At 72.4% G+C, this 15238-nt stretch carries 13 protein-coding genes; 6 read left to right on the forward strand and 7 right to left on the reverse strand.

The features are described 5' to 3' along the window. Positions 1-122 precede the first annotated feature (122 nt). The 5 genes from IPL61_37440 to IPL61_37460 all read right to left on the reverse strand — a co-directional run bounded on the left by IPL61_37440 (position 123) and on the right by IPL61_37460 (position 5092). On the reverse strand, positions 123-830 hold the full coding sequence (locus IPL61_37440; GenBank protein MBK9036877.1) for an ABC transporter ATP-binding protein: 708 nt from the start codon (positions 828-830) through the stop codon (positions 123-125). Positions 831-835: 5 nt separating this feature from the next. Continuing rightward, a complete protein-coding gene (locus IPL61_37445; GenBank protein MBK9036878.1) occupies positions 836-1624 on the reverse strand; it encodes an ABC transporter ATP-binding protein in 789 nt (262 codons plus the stop codon). Positions 1625-1653: 29 nt separating this feature from the next. Then, positions 1654-2838 carry a branched-chain amino acid ABC transporter permease gene (locus IPL61_37450; GenBank protein ID MBK9036879.1) on the reverse strand — a complete coding sequence of 395 codons (1185 nt, stop codon included), beginning with the start codon at positions 2836-2838 and terminating at the stop codon, positions 1654-1656. Further along, complete coding sequence (locus IPL61_37455; GenBank protein ID MBK9036880.1) at positions 2835-3755, reverse strand: branched-chain amino acid ABC transporter permease; 921 nt, start codon at positions 3753-3755, stop codon at positions 2835-2837. Before IPL61_37455 ends, IPL61_37450 begins: the two co-directional genes overlap by 4 nt. A 128-nt stretch (positions 3756-3883) precedes the next feature. After that, positions 3884-5092: an ABC transporter substrate-binding protein gene (locus IPL61_37460; GenBank protein ID MBK9036881.1), complete on the reverse strand. Its 1209-nt coding sequence runs from the start codon at positions 5090-5092 to the stop codon at positions 3884-3886. 211 nt (positions 5093-5303) lie between these two features. Here IPL61_37460 and IPL61_37465 point away from each other — a divergent pair, with 211 nt between their 5' ends. From IPL61_37465 to IPL61_37480, 4 genes are all read left to right on the forward strand, one after another. Further along, a complete protein-coding gene (locus IPL61_37465) occupies positions 5304-7196 on the forward strand; it encodes a potassium transporter Kup (protein MBK9036882.1) in 1893 nt (630 codons plus the stop codon). A gap of 241 nt (positions 7197-7437) precedes the next feature. Then, positions 7438-7887, forward strand: coding sequence for a hypothetical protein (locus tag IPL61_37470; GenBank protein MBK9036883.1), 450 nt, complete (start codon positions 7438-7440; stop codon positions 7885-7887). A gap of 308 nt (positions 7888-8195) precedes the next feature. Then, the gene (locus IPL61_37475) at positions 8196-9032 is read left to right on the forward strand and encodes a hypothetical protein (protein MBK9036884.1); all 837 of its coding nucleotides are present in this window, start codon (positions 8196-8198) and stop codon (positions 9030-9032) included. Between the two features lie 8 nt (positions 9033-9040). Next, on the forward strand, positions 9041-10393 hold the full coding sequence (locus IPL61_37480) for an Ig domain-containing protein (protein ID MBK9036885.1): 1353 nt from the start codon (positions 9041-9043) through the stop codon (positions 10391-10393). Between the two features lie 102 nt (positions 10394-10495). Here IPL61_37480 and IPL61_37485 read toward each other — a convergent pair whose 3' ends face one another. Next, a complete protein-coding gene (locus IPL61_37485; protein ID MBK9036886.1) occupies positions 10496-11404 on the reverse strand; it encodes a helix-turn-helix transcriptional regulator in 909 nt (302 codons plus the stop codon). Here IPL61_37485 and IPL61_37490 point away from each other — a divergent pair. Next, positions 11381-12805, forward strand: a complete 1425-nt coding sequence (locus IPL61_37490) for an anion permease (GenBank protein MBK9036887.1) — start codon at positions 11381-11383, stop codon at positions 12803-12805. The two genes, IPL61_37485 and IPL61_37490, sit on opposite strands and share 24 nt — an antisense overlap. Positions 12806-13113: 308 nt before the next feature. On the opposite strand, the gene IPL61_37495 is transcribed toward IPL61_37490, so the two are convergent. Then, positions 13114-13965, reverse strand: coding sequence for a hypothetical protein (locus IPL61_37495; protein MBK9036888.1), 852 nt, complete (start codon positions 13963-13965; stop codon positions 13114-13116). A 230-nt stretch (positions 13966-14195) separates the two neighbouring features. Between IPL61_37495 and IPL61_37500 the strand changes: the two genes are divergently transcribed. Beyond that, entirely contained in the window at positions 14196-15008 is an 813-nt protein-coding gene (locus IPL61_37500) for a hypothetical protein (GenBank protein MBK9036889.1), read from the forward strand. The last annotated feature ends 230 nt before the right edge of the window (positions 15009-15238 follow it).

Raw genomic sequence — 15238 nt, forward strand, 5'->3', positions numbered from 1 at the left:
GCGCCGTCAAGCCGCGCCGGTCGCACACCGGCGCCGCCGTCCTCGGCGGCCCGTCCGCGCCGGTCGCCGCCGGCGTCGTCATCGCCGGCCGGGGGCGGCCAGCCCGCCGCGCGACGCCCGCGTCAGTGCACGCCGAGGTAGGCCTTGCGGATCGCGTCGTCGGCCGCGAGCTGTGCGGCCGGGCCCGACGCGACCAGCGTGCCGACCTCGAGCACGTAGCCGACGTCGGCGACCTTGAGCGCCATGTGCGCGTTCTGCTCGACCAGCAGGATCGTCGTGCCCTCGCTCGCGATCTGCTTCACGATCTGGAAGATCAGCGCGACGATCTGCGGCGCCAGGCCCAGCGACGGCTCGTCGAGCAAGAGCAGCTTGGGCCGGGCCAGGAGCGCGCGGGCGATCGCGAGCATCTGCTGCTCGCCGCCCGACAGCGTCCCGGCGCTCTGCGTGAGGCGCTCGCGCAGGCGCGGGAACAGCGTCAGCGCGTGCGCGCGATCCTTGGCGATGCCGGCCTTGTCGGTCCGCAGGTACGCGCCGATGTCGAGGTTCTCGGACACCGACAGGTTCGCGAAGATGCCGCGGCCCTCGGGCGCGTGCGACAGGCCGCGCGCGACGATCAGGTGCGGGGCCTTGCCGACGATGTTCTTGCCGGCGAACCGGATCCCGCCCTGGGTCGGCTTCACCAGGCCGCTGATCGCGCGCAGGGTCGTGGTCTTGCCGGCGCCGTTGGCCCCGATCAGCGTCACGATCTGCCCGGCCTCGACGGCGAACGACAGGCCGCGCAGCGCCTGGATGCCGCCGTAGGCGACGTGCAGATCGTCGACCTCGAGCAGCGCGGTCACGCCTCGACCTCCCCGGCCACCGGCGCCGGCTCGTCGGGGACGCCCAGGTACGCCTCGATCACCGCCGGATCCGACTGGATCTTCGCCGGCGCGCCGACCGCGATCGTCTCGCCGTGATCGATCACGGTGATGTGCTCGCAGATGTCCATGACCAGGCCCATGTCGTGCTCGATCAGCAGGATCGCCACGTCGAACTGCGCGCGCAGCGACTGGATCAGGCCGCGCATCTCGATCTTCTCGGCGGTGTTCATCCCGGCGACCGGCTCGTCGAGCAGGAGCACCTTGGGCTTGGTCGCCAGCGCGCGCGCGATCTCGAGCTTGCGCTGATCGCCGTAGGGCAGGCTCTTGGCGATCTCGTCGGCGCGGTGGCCGATGCCCAGCACGTCGAGGAGCGCCAGCGACCGCGCCCGGATGTCGGCCTCCTCGCGCAGCCACAGCGGCGTGCGCAGGAGGCTGCGCCACAGGCCCGAGCGCGCGCGCACGCCGGCGGCGATGCGGACGTTGTCGAGCACGCTCAGGTCGCCGAACAGGCGGATGTTCTGGAACGTCCGCACCATGCCGGCGTCGGCGATCTCCGACGGCTTCTTGTTGGTCATCGGCACGCCGCCGACCTGGACCTGCCCGGCGTCGGGCCGGTACACGCCGGTCAGCAGGTTGAACACCGTGGTCTTGCCGGCGCCGTTGGGGCCGATCAGGCCGTGGAGCGCGCCCGGCGGCACGGTGAACGACAGCTCGCTGACCGCCTTGAGCCCGCCGAACGACTTCGACAGCCGGTCCGCGGACAGCGCCGGCGGGGGTCGCTGCGCCAGCGACGTCACGACCGGTCCTCCTGGCGCCGGTCGATGGCCTCGCGCAGCGCCGAGCGCAGGCGCCCCGGCAGGCCCGGCAGCCAGCGCGCGAACCGCCCGGGCGCGGTGACCAGGCCGCGCCCGATCGCGCGCCAGTCGACCTCCCACAGCTCCTTGAGGCCGAGCAGGCCCTGCGGCCGCAGGATCATCACGATGATCAGCGCCAGCGCGTAGGCGATCATCCGGTACTCGGAGAACGACCGGAACACCTCGGGCAGGATCGTCACGGCGATCGCGGCGATCACCGCGCCCGAGATCGAGCCCATGCCGCCGAGCACGACGATGATGACGATGTCGATCGACTTCTGGAAGCCGAGGTCGGCCGGCCGCAGGCTGTTGCCGAGCTCGTGGGCGTAGAGCCCGCCGCCGATGCCGGCGAAGAACGCCGAGGTCATGAACGCCGACACCTTGGCCTTGGTCGTGCGGATGCCCATCGCCTCGGCCGCGATCTCGTTCTCGCGCACCGCGAGGAGCTGCCGGCCGCGGTTGGAGTACTTGAGCCGGTACGCCACCAGGCACACGATCACGACGAACAGCCACACCCAGAACGGGTTGCGCGCGTCGATGTAGCGCGGCCCGCCGATGAACCCGAACCCGCCGCCGAGGTTGTCGAGCAGGGTCCACCAGTCGGCGGCCTCGACCTGCTTCTGCGACAAGACGACGTCGTCGGTCTGCTTGATCAGGACCCGGATGATCTCGCCGAACCCGAGCGTGACGATCGCCAGGTAGTCGCCGCGCAGGCGCAGGCTGGGCAGGCCGACCAGCCACCCGGTCAGCGCCGCCATGACGCCGCCGGCGATGCACCCGGCGCACAGCAGCAGCTCGCCCGGCCCCAGCGACCCGCCGTAGATCGCCTTGGTGCCGAACAGCTTGATCGAGCCGTAGTAGACGATCGCCGCGGCGGTGTAGCCGCCGACCGCCATGAACCCGGCGTGGCCGAGCGAGAACTGGCCGGCGTAGCCGTTGACGATGCCGAGCGACACGCCCAGCACGATCGCGATGCCGACGTCGATGAAGATCTTGCTGTAGTAGTCGCCGATCGAGACCGCGACCACGGTCTGCATGACGTACGCGAGCGCGAAGCCGATCAGGATCGGATAGGCCGACCGGACCACGGCGCCGACCAGGCCGGGCGTCGGGCGCGCGGTCATACCTTCTCCACCGTGTCCGAGCCGAGCAGGCCGGCCGGCCGCAAGAGCAGCATCAAGATCAGCACGCCGAACACGTACAGATCGGCCAGCTGCGGCGACAGGTAGGCGGCGCCGAACATCTCGATCGTCGCGATCAAGAGCGCGCCGACGACCGCGCCGCGGACGTTGCCGATGCCGCCGACGACCGCGGCCACGAACGCCTTGAGCCCGAGCAGCACCCAGAGCGCGTCGGCGGTCTGGTTGAGCTGGCCGTACTTGAGGCCGTAGAGCACGCCGCCAGCGGCGGCCAGCGCCGAGCCGATCACGAACGTGATCGAGATGACGCGATCGACCGGCACGCCCATCAGCGAGGCGATCTGATCGTTCCACGACACCGCGCGCATCGCCTGCCCGAGCTTGCTCCGGTACACCAGCCACTGCAGGACGATCACCAGCGCCACCGCGAGGAGCACCAGCGCCACGTCGACCAGCGGCACCTGCACGCCAGCCAGCCGGAACAGCGGCTCCTCCGACAGCAGCCGCGGCATCTTGACCGGGTCCTTGCCGAACACCGCCTGGAGCTGGCCGGTGTTCTGGAGGAACAACGACACGCCGATCGCGGTGATCAGCACGTTCAGGCGCGGGGCCTTGCGCAGCGGCCGGTAGGCCAGCCGCTCGATCGTGAAGCCGAGCGCGGCCGACGCCGCCATCGCCGCGATCATCACGATCGGCATCGCGAACACCGGCGAGCCGGTCCCGGCCCAGCCCAGCACGCCCGCGATCGTGAAGGCGATCCACGCGCCGAACGTGACCACGTCCGAGTGCGCGAAGTTGATGAACCGCAGGATCCCGTAGACCAGCGTGTAGCCCAGCGCGATCAGCGCGTAGAGGCTGCCGAGCGTCAGGGTCTGGAAGAAGACCTGGACGAACTTGGTCATAGGCGGTGGGGGTTCCTGGTTGAGTCGAGTGGCGTCGGATCGTGGACTCGTGGCCGGGCGCGCCGCCGACCTCCCCTCGCCCCGCCACGACGCCCGCCGGCAGTCCGGGGCCGGCCGCCCCGACGGGCCTACTCGGCCGGGTAGCGCTTCACCGCGGGGCGCTTGCCGTGGTCGATCTTCACGACCACCGCCGACTTCGACGCGTCGCGATCGCCGTTGATCGTGATCTCGCCGGTGACGCCGGCGAAGCCCTTGGTCGCGGCGATCGTCGCCGCCAGGTCCTTGCCGCTGAGCGACGGTGACCGATCGATGGCCGCGAACAGCAGGTTGGCGGCGTCGTAGCCGAGCGCGGCCAGGGCGTCGGGCGCGGCGCCGTGCTTGGCCTTGTACTTCGCGACGAAGTTCTGGACCGCCGGGGTCTCCTCCTCGGGCGAGTAGTGGTTCGAGAAGAACGAGCCCTGCACCGCGTCGCCGCCGATCTCCTCGAGCTTGGCCGAGTCCCAGCCGTCGCCGCCCAGGAACGGCACGGTGATGCCGAGCTTGCGCGCCTGGCGCGCGATGTTCGCGGCCTGGGTGTAGTAGCCGGGCAGGAACACCGCGTCGGGGTTCGCGTCCTTGATCGAGGCCAGCTGCGCGCCGACGTCGGGGTTGTTGGTGTCGTAGGCCTGGCGGGTCGCGACCTCGCCGCCCGCGGCCTTGAGCGCCTTCTCGAAGAAGTCGGCCAGGCCCTTGGAGTACGGCTGGCCCTGATCGAACAGGATCGCGACCTTCTTGGCCTTGAGCTCCTCGACCGCGAACTTGGCGACGACCTTGCCCTGGAACTCGTCGAGGAAGCAGACCCGGAAGATCATGTCGCCGATCTGGGTGACCGCGGGGTTGGTCGACGACGGCGAGATCATCGGCACGCCGTACTGCTGCGCGACCTGGCCGCCAGCCATCGACAGGCCCGACGCCACCTCGCCCAGGATCGCGACGACCTTGGTGCGGGTGATCAGCTTGGTGACCGCGGTGCCGGCCTCCTGAGGCTTGCCGGCGTCGTCCTCGGTCGTCAGATCGATCTTCCGGCCCTTGAGCGTGCCGGCGTCGATCGCCGCGTTGCGCTCCGCGATCGCCAGGCGGATGCCGCGGTCGGTCGACTGCCCGAAGGTCGCCTCCGAGCCGGTCATCGACGCGAAGTGGCCGATCATGACCGGCCGGTTGTCAGGCACGCCCCCGCCGGCGCCGCCCGATCCCGACTCGCCGGAGCCGCCGCCACCGCCGGTCTGGTTGCGCTTGCGCTCGCAGCCCGCGGTGACCGCGAGCAGGACCGACAAGCCGATGGTAGCCAGACTCCGAATTCGCCAACCGTTGAGATTCACGGCCATTCTCCTCGAGTAGGCAGATGCGATAGCGTGCCGGCCGCCGGCAAGTCAACCCCGCGGCGGCACCGGCTGCGTTGGCGGCGGGGGCGATGGACCGGTCGCGCCGTGCGTGATACCCCCGTTCCCCCGCGCCCTCGCGCAGCCCCGCCCTCTAATGACCACTCCCCACGCCCGTCAGTCCACGTCGATGCCCGCCCAGGGGCACCACTATCACGGCAAGAAGGAGCTGGCGCTGGTCTCGCTCGGCGCGCTCGGCGTCGTCTACGGCGACATCGGCACCTCGCCGCTGTACGCGATGAAGGAGTGCCTGACCGGCGAGCACGGCGCCGCGCCCACGCCCGCCAACGTCTACGGCGTGCTGTCGCTGGTGGTCTGGGCGCTGACGCTGGTGATCGTCGTCAAGTACCTGACGTTCGTGCTGCGCGCCGACAACAAGGGCGAGGGCGGCATCCAGGCCCTGGCCGCGCTGGTTTCGGGCACGACCAACCGCGCGGCCGGCAAGCTCGCGATCCCGGTGCTGATGGCGCTGTTCGGCACCGGCCTGCTCTACGGCGAGGGCGTCCTGACCCCTGCGATCTCGGTCCTGTCGGCGGTCGAGGGGCTCAACGTCGCGACCACCTCGGTCGAGCACCTCGTCGTCCCGATCACGATGGGCATCCTGGTCGCGCTGTTCATGGTGCAGCGGTTCGGCACCCACAAGATCGGCACGGTGTTCGGCTACATCATGCTGATGTGGTTCATCTCGATCGGCGTCGCCGGCGTGAGCTGGATCGTCAAGGCGCCCGAGGTGCTCCACGCGCTGAACCCGCTCTACGGGCTCAAGTTCTTGCTCCACAACGGCAGCCGCGGCTTCTTGCTGCTGGGCTCGGTCGTGCTGGTCATCACCGGCGGCGAGGCGCTCTACGCCGACATGGGGCACTTCGGCCGGGTGCCGATCCGGGTCGCCTGGTACTGCGTCGTGTTCCCGGGCCTCCTGCTCAACTACTTCGGCCAGGGCGCGCTGTTCCTGACCTCGCCCGAGGGCTCGATCCACAACCCGTTCTTCCAGATGGTCGAGGGCCCGATGCTCTACCCGATGGTGGGGCTCGCGACGATGGCCGCGATCATCGCGTCGCAGGCGCTGATCTCGGGCGCGTTCTCGCTGACCAACCAGGCCGTGCAGCTCGGGTACGCGCCGCGCGTGACGATCGTCCACACCTCCGAGAAGGCCGAGGGCCAGATCTACATCCCCGAGGTCAACTACCTGCTCATGGCCGCGTGCCTGGCGGTGGTGCTCGGCTTCGGCTCGTCGACCAAGCTGGCCGGCGCCTACGGCGTGGCGGTCACCGGCACGATGGCGATCACCTCGATCCTCTACTTCCTGGTGCGCACCAAGCTGTGGCACCTGCCGGTGTGGTCGAGCGCGCTCATGCTGGTGGTGTTCCTGGGCATCGACCTGACGTTCTTCTCGTCGACGATGGCCAAGATCCACCACGGCGGCTGGCTGCCGCTGACGTTCGGCGCGGTGGTGTTCGTGATGCTGACCACCTGGTGGCGCGGCCGCACCGAGCTGTCGCGGGTCATGGACCAGGGCAACCTGCCCGACGAGCTGTTCCTCGGCGACGTCGAGACCCAGGCGCTGCACCGGGTCAAGGGCACCGCGGTGTTCATGACCTCGAACCCCGACGGCATCCCCAACGTGCTGATGCACCACGTCAAGCACAACCAGGTCCTGCACAAGCAGGTCGTGCTGCTGTCGATCCGCACCGAGAGCGTGCCCTGGGTCGCGGGCAGCGCGTCGTTGCAGGTGAAGGACCTCGGCCAGGGCTTCTTCCGGGTCATGGCCCGGGTCGGGTTCATGCAGTCGCCCAACGTGCCCGCCATGCTCGCGCGCTGCGCCAAGCAGGGGCTCACGACCAACCCGGCGATCACCACCTTCTACCTGGGCCGCCAGAGCCTGATCACCACCGGCCGCACCAGGATGGCCCGCTGGCGGAAGATCTTGTTCTCGTTCCTGTCCCGCAACGCCCGCCCGCCGACCGACTTCTTCGGCCTGCCGCCCAACCGCGTCGTCGAGCTGGGCCTGCAGATCGAGCTGTAGCGCGGGCGCGGAGTTCGAGCGGGCCCGTCGCCGGGTCGCCGGGCCTCCCCGGGCAAGCCCCGAGCGCCACGGCGACGACCGCCCACGCGGCGAGACGCCCGCCCGCGCGGACTCGATCGAGTTCCGGCGGGCCGTCGGGAGCCCCCGGGCAGGTGTGCTCGACGATCGCTGAGGCGCGGCGGCGGCGCGGTTGTCATCAGCTGCGCGCGGCGCCGCCAGCGGCGACGGCTACGCTGGTCAGGTGACCCGACGCCCCGCCCCGACGTCCCGTGCCGCGGTCGGCGCGGCGCTCGCGCTGGCGCTCGCGGGCGGCGGGTGTCTCGACGACTGGACCGAGCCGGCGGTGCTGCTGGCCGAGCGCGCCGCGCCCGGCGCCCACGACTGCGGCGACACCGCCGGGCTCGAGGGCGACCCGGTCGTCGCGCGGCTGTGCGTCGACGTGATGATCGCCGAGGGCCGCGCGTTCCAGGTGGTGACCTCGCCCATGTCGGCCGATGGCGGCCACGCCGTCGGCTGGGCCACGGCCGCGCCCGGCTTCGTCCGGCTCGACGTCGACTGGACGGTGTCGCAGATCCCGTTCGTGCCCGACGAGTTCGACGTCACCTGGACCGCCTGCGTCCGGCTGACCAGCGTCAGCCCGTGCTCCGCTGGCCAGCTCTGGCGCGATCTGTGCCTGCGGTGCGTGCCGTGACCTGAACGCCGGCAGGTTCGGCCAGCGATCGCCCGGCGGGCCTCGCACGCGGCCGACGGTGGGAGCGTGACGAAGGCACGGCGGCGGCGGGCGCGGCAGCGTACCCAAGCACACCGACCGGCTTGAATGCCGTCGCGAGACGCGGACGTGCGAGGCAGATCCGGGCGCACGCCCGAAGCGCAGCGGGGAGCGTAGGGACCTACGTGACGAGCGCGCATCGGACGTACGCCCGGAGGTGCCCGCAAGGTCGCCTCGCAGCAGGCACTTCAAACCGGTCGGTGTTCTAGCGACGGGTGTAGACTCGCGGCATGCGCAGCCAGCTCGGGTTCCTGATGATCGGTGTCCTGGCGGCGTGCGGCGCGGTGGAGAGCTCGGTCGACGCGCCGCCCGGCCCGATCGACGCCCCGTCCGACGACGGCGGCGCCATCGACGCGCCGCTCATCGACGCGCCGCTCATCGACGCGCCCGCGGGCCCGATGCCGGTGCTCTACTGGTCGCTCGACAACAACGTCGACAACACCGGCGCCCTCGCCGGCTACGCGCTGACGACGCCGGCCGGCATCGGCTACGGCGCCGGCAAGTTCGGCCAGGCCGCCGCGTTCGGCGCGGGCCAGTACTCGTACGTCGACGGCATGCGCACGTCGCTCGACACCTACGCCAAGGTCACGATCGGCTTCTGGCTGCGCGAGCCCGGCACCGCGCAGGGCTCGGCCTTCCTCGACTGCAACAACCGCGCGACGTCGCCCTACGGCGGCGTGCAGCTGGGCCTGACCGGCCCGGACGTCAGCCTGTGCGTCTCGACCACGAGCAACTCGTACCTGAGCGGCGGCTGCGCCGGCTTCACCGCGCCGAGCGCCAACACCTGGCACCACTGGCTCCTGCGCTACGACGGCGTCGGCACGGCCGCCGGCCAGGGTGGCCCGACCCAGATCTACATCGACGACGTGCTCGTCCACACCCGCGCCAACGACACGGCGAACAACCCGGTGTTCAACACCACCGGCACGCCGGATCGCCTGTACCTCGGCCTGACCAACGCCAGCCTGGACGACGTGCGCATCTACAACCAGGTCTTCTCGCCGGCCGATCAGTGCACCTACGTCGTGCGCGGCACCTGGAGCGGCACCAGCTGCGTCCTGCCCTGAGGATCGCCATGGCCCGCGCGTCGCGAACCACGCCGCCGCGGATGCTCGGCGTGGCGATCGCGCTCGCCGTGGCCAGCTGCGGCGAGCTGGTCGCGCCGCCGGTGACCGCCGTCGCCGTCGCCCCGGCGAGCGCGCACCTCATCCCCGGCGAGACGGCGCAGCTCGTCGCCGAGCTCCGCGTCGACGGCGACGTCGTCGTGACCGATCGCGCGGTCACCTGGGCGACCAGCGATCCGGGCGTCGCCACGGTCTCGGCGACCGGGCTGGTCGTGGCGGTGGCGCCCGGCGCGGCGGCGACGATCACCGCCACCAGCGAGGGGCAGGCCGGCGTGGCGACGGTGGTCGTGACCGGCCCGGTCGCGACCGTGACGGTGGGCCCGGCGCTGGCGCCGGTCATCGTCGGGGCGTCGGCGCAGCTCACCGCCGAGCTGCGCGACGCGGCCGGCGCGCTGGTCCTGGGCCGCCCGATCACCTGGGCCGCCAGCGACCCTGCGATCGCGGCGGTGGCGGCGGACGGCGTGATGACCGCACAGGCGGTCGGCGGACCGGTGACGATCACCGCGACCGCCGATGGCCACCGCGGCGAGGTCAGCGTCACCACCGTCGCCGGCATCATCACCGGCATCGCGGACATCCGCGGCTTCCTCGAGGGCTGCCCGACCAGCGATCCGGCCTTCGCCACGATCCAGGCCGACTTCCAGCTGCGCGAGAACGGCGTGCGCTTGACCGCCCCGATCGCCTGCCGCGAGCCGTTCTCGGCGGTGCCGATCGCCGAGCTCACCGACGAGCTCATCGCGTACCAGGTCCTGCGGATCGCGTACTACATGAGCCGCGGCACCGAGGGTCGGCTGCCGTGGACGACGCGCGCGCTCTACGACTGGATGAAGGCGAGCATCGGCGGCATCAACCTCAAGACCGCGCCCGGCCAGCTCTACTGCTGCGATCTGATCGACGGCGAGCGCTACTTCTCGATGTCGCGACTCGACGACTTCCAGCGCAACCAGAAGCGCGCCTGGCCCGGCCTGGCGTCGAGCCTCGACTTCTTCCTCCACGAGATCCGCCACACCGACGGGCCCGGCCACGTCACCGGCTGCCCGGCGTTCCCGGCGCCGACCGATCCGCCCGGCTGCGACGCGACCTACGACCTCGCCTACCTCGGCTCGTACGGCGTCCAGTACTGGCTCAACGCTGGCTGGGCGACGGGCTCGCTCCACATCGGCCTCGGCTGCGCCCCGCCGGCGACCGCCACGCCCTACCTCGCCGCCCACGTCGCCGCGGCCAACGACTTCCGCACCCGCTTCGTCACCGGCGCGCCGCCGGCGGTCACCGCCGCCCTCCACTACGGCGGCCCGTGTCCGTGATCAGCGGCGGGCGATCTGCCGATCCCCTGGGGCGCGGCTCGCGGCGCGGGCCCCGACGCTGACGTCGACGGCGCGCGCCGACCGATCGGCGGTGGCGAGGCCTCACTCCTCCGGCTGCACGACGGTGAGCAGGCCGGTCTCGCGCGCCTCGTAGCCGGGCAAGGTCGCGACGAGCTGGCGGAGCCAGTCGGACTTGACCATCTCGAAGAAGGCCTGCGTCGCTCGGTGGTAGAACGCCTCGTCGGTGGTGACGAGGTCGTAGCGCTCCCAGGCCAGCGGGATGAAGTCGAGGCCGAAGCTGAGCGACGGCGCGAGCGTGCCGATGCCCGCGTCGGCGCGCCCCTCCGCCACGGCGGTCGCGACCTCGAGGTGCGTCGCGAGCGCCATCTCGCTGCCGGCCAGGCGCCGCTTGCCGAGCTTGAGCTCGCGGAGCAGGTGGTCCTGCAACAGGCGCACGCCCGAGCCGACCTCGCGGCTCGCGAGCCGCAGGCGGAGCCGGACCACGTCCGCGAGCCCCGCGACCCGGCGAGGATTGCCACGCGGCACCATCAAGCCCACGTGGCGGTAGGCCAGGGTCACCAGCAACGCCCGGGCGCCATCGAACGCCGCCGCGACCTGCGGGCGGTTGTACTCGCCGCTGGCCGGGTCGAGCAGGTGGACCCCGGCGACGTGGGCGCGCCGCTCGCGCACGGCGGCGATGCCGGCGACCGAGTTCATCGCGGCGGAGGTCACGAGCAAGGCCGGGTGGCGGCGATTGAACTCGCGCTGGATGACCTGGAGCAGCAGGTCATCGGCGCCGACGATGATCAGGTGGTTCGGCTCGGCGGTGCGGATCGTGACCTCGGCCCCGGCCTGTCCCTGCTTGAGCACCGCGCGCGACGACGCCTCGATCCAGTCCCGGACCAGGCGGCGCGAGAACACCCAGCGGCCGGTGATGCGCGTGCCGGGGAGGCGGCCCTGTCGGAGCAGCCGGTACACCTGCTTCTCGTGGATCCCGAGGTAGGCGGCCACCTCGCGGCTCGTCAGCATGTCGCCCGGCACCTGGCGAAGGTAACTGAAAGTTACCAGAAGTGCTTGGAAGGAACATTTCCTGGGCGCGGATGTACGCCGCCGCGGCCGGCGGTCGATGCTGGCTCGGTGGACGGCTCCCTGCTGATCGCGTGCGCCACGCTCGGCTTGACGGTCGGGCTCGCGGTGTTCCGCCCGACGGTCCGGGCGGTCCAGTTCTCGCCGGGGCGCGCCGCCGTCCTGGGCGTGGTGATCCTGCTCGCGGCCCGCCTGCTGAGCCCGACCGACCTGGTCACGGCGGCCAAGCTCCAGTGGCGCCCGTTGCTCGCGCTGACCTGCATCATGGTCATGACCGGCGTGGTCCAGGAGGTCGGCGCGTTCGAGCGGCTCGCCGCGGCGATCGAACGGCGCGCGCGATCGCGCAGCGCCGTCCACACGTTCACGGTCGTGTTCGTCGTCAGCGTCATCACGCCGTCGCTGCTCAACAACGACGCCGCCATCCTGATCCTCACGCCGCTCGTCGTGGCGCTGACCCGCCGGCTCTACCCGGGCCAGCCCCGCGTCACGATCGCCTTCGCGTTCGCGGTGTTCCTCGCGCCGGGGGTCGCCCCCTTCATCGTGTCGAACCCGATGAACATGATCGTGGCCGAGTTCTCGGGCCTCGACTTCAACTCGTACGCGGCCGTGATGCTGCCGCTGTCGATCGCCGGCGCCGTGCTGACGTACCTGGTCCTGCGGCTGGTGTTCCGGAACCTGCTGCGCTCCACGCAGCCGGCCGCCGCGGGGATCGTGACGACGATCCACCGGCACGGGGCCGAGCGCCCCGCCGTCGCCCTGCTGGTGGCGGTGTTCCTCGCGTACCCGATCGGCGCGGCGCTGGGCGGCGAGATCTGGTTCGTCGCGGTCGCGGGCGCGTGCGGGTCGCTCGTCCTCGCGCGCGTGTACCGCGTCGCGCCGGTGCGCAAGGTCGCGGGCCACGTGTCGCTCGACATCCTCGCCTTCCTCTGGGGCATCTTCCTCGTCGTCCAGGGGCTCCGCCACGTCGGCGCGGTGGCGTGGCTCCAGACGATCTATGGCGGCACGCCCACGGGCAGCGGCGCGCACCTCGCGACGATCGGCGCGGTCTCCGCGGTCGGCTCCGCGCTCATCGACAACCACCCGATGTCGATCCTGAACATGATGGCGATCGACCAGGCCGCGGGCCCGAAGCCGCTGCTCGCGGCCCTGGTCGGCGGCGACATCGGCCCCCGGCTGCTCCCGATCGGCTCGCTCGCGGGCTTGCTGTGGCTCGATCTGCTGCGCCGGAGCGGCGTCCAGATCGGCATCGGGCGCTTCCTCCGCCTCGGCACCGTCGTCTTGATCCCGACGCTGGCGCTCTCGCTGCTGCTGCTGTGGGCGCTGTAGCCGCGCGGGCCGCGCGACGCGGGCGCAGGGCCCCAGCGCTCGGGGCGCGGCGAGCCGCGGGCCGAGCCCGCGCCCTGGCCTGGGCGCGGGCCCCCCAGGGGGCTGACCGGACCGGGTGCTGACCGGACCGCTGCTGACCGGACCGGGGGTACGGCGGCGATACGGCGGCGTGGCACCGCCGACGGCGGTGGCGGACGGCGCGGCGCGCGCGGCGCCGGGTGCGGTGCGGGCGCGATCGGGGGCGTTTTCGGCCACGCCGCGACGGCGCGTGCGGCGTGCACGCGCTGGGGGACGGCTCGGGGCTGGCGTCAGGCGGCGGCGACGCTGATCGACGCGAAGCGGGCGAGCCAGTAGGTGCCGGCGGGGAAGATGGCGGGGCGGCCGGCGAGCCAGCGGAGGCGGGCGTCGCGGTAGGCCTCGCGGAAGGCGCGGATGGCCTTCAGCGCGGCGACGCGGCGCGCGGTGTCGCGGGCGGCGACCAGGGGGCGCAGGCGGTGGCGCGGCGCGGGGGTGTCGGGGCTGTCGTGCCACGACTGGCGGAGGATGGCGCGGCGGCCGAGGACGCGGGCGCCGGTGCGCCGGCGCTCGGCGGCGGCCGCCTCCTCGACGGCGGCGACGCGCTCGCGCAGCTCGCGCCGGACCACGTCGGGGTCGCCGAGCTCGGGCGGGATCGTGAGCGTGAGCGTCACGACCTCGGGCAGGTCGCCGTCGGCGCTGAAGAAGTGCCGCGGCCGGTGGACCGTGAGCGTGCGCCCGCTCAACAGCGCGCCCAGGCCGTTGACGCCGGGCCACTGGTGGACCCGCTCGACCAGGCCGTCCTTGACGGGGTTGGTCGCGGCGTAGACCAGCTTGTCCATGACGTCGGCGGGGTCGACCAGCTCGACGGTGCACGGCGCCTCGGCCGACCAGAAGTTCTCCGCCCGACCCAGCAGCGCGTTCATCGCCCGCGCCATCAGCATGTGGAAGTACGCGCGGAACTCGACCTCGCGGCCGTGGCGGTCGTACGTGATGTCGTGGTGATGGTTCGACATCACCGACGGCAAGATCATCTCGAGGCCGAAGCGCTCGACCGCGACCGCCAGGCAGTACAGGTACGTCTGGTTGGTCCCGGGGCTCGGCCGCAACAGGAACTGACGCTGCACGCAGCGCCGGTTCACCATCAGGAACCGTCCGGGCCGGACCGGGCGCGGCAGCGACATCGGGACCGCGCAAGAGCAAGCCGCTTGCCAGCGCTATCCCCGCGATCCGACAGCGACCCACCGTCCGGCCGCGTCCGACGTCCGGCCGTCTGTCCGGAAGCCGGACAATTCCGGACGGGCCCTTTCCAGACCGCCCACGCGAGCGTCACGCGGACCACCGCGCGCGTGCGGCCCTCGGCTATCATGACGGGGTGAGGTCTGCCCCCGCCCCGTGGACGTGCGCGCTCGGCGTCGCCGTCGTGGGTGCGGCTTGCCAGGCCACCGCGCCGCCGGTCCCGGCGCGCAGTCCGCGCGCGGTCGCGCCCGCGTTCCCCGAGGCCTGTCGGGTCACGCCCGGCGACGAGGGCCAGGCGCCGTGGCACTGGCGCGCCGGCGTGCGCTGTCTGGCGGCCCGGACCGTCGACGGCGGCCTGGTCGTGCTCGACTGGGCCCACCACGACCTGCGTCGCGTCGACGGCCGCGGCCGGGAGGTGTGGCGGGTGTCGTACGCCGGCGACGACGGGGCGACGTGCGGCGCGCCGGCGGGCCTCGCGGTCGGGTACGACGGCGCGGTGGCGCTGGCGTGCGGCTACTCGATGCTCGCCTTCGCGCCGGACGGAAGCCGGCGCTGGCAGCGCTGGCCGGGCGGCGACACGTCGGTGGGCGGGCCCGTGATCGGTCCGGATGGCACCATCTACGTGCTCGCGGGCGGGACGGTGCACGCCCTCGACCGGGACGGCGCGGTGCGATGGGGCGCGGGCCCGGGCCCCGGTCGCTCGGCCAGCCAGCTGGGCGTGACCGTCGACGGCCAGCTCGCGTTCGAGACCACGGCCGCCCCCTGGTTCGGGGACGACGGCACGACCTACCACCCCGACGACGATCCCGAGTTGATGATCGTCGGGCTCGACGGTCGAGTCCTGGCGCAGCGGCCCCGGACCGGCGCGAGCGCGGCGGCCTGGCCGGCGTGGGTCCCGGTGGTGGACGAGGGCGGCGGCCGGATCCCTTGGGTGGAGCGGGCCCGGTAGCTGAACGGCGCGGCGCAGCACACGACCGCTCCGCTCGATCGCACGGCACCGTCGGCCCACGCCCGACCTGCTCACGTTCGGCAGCCTGGACTGGGCGACGATCTTCCTGGTCTGGAACGCGGCCGGGGCGCGGTTGCTCCGGTGTGACGAGGAAGGCAACGTGACGGGGCAAGGCACGCTCGAAGGGTTCGTGGCCGAAGGCATCGAGACGCTGCTGCGCGAGACGCCGG

Source organism: Myxococcales bacterium, from assembly GCA_016717005.1.
In the GTDB taxonomy this organism is placed as follows: Bacteria; Myxococcota_A; Polyangia; order Haliangiales; family Haliangiaceae; genus UBA2376.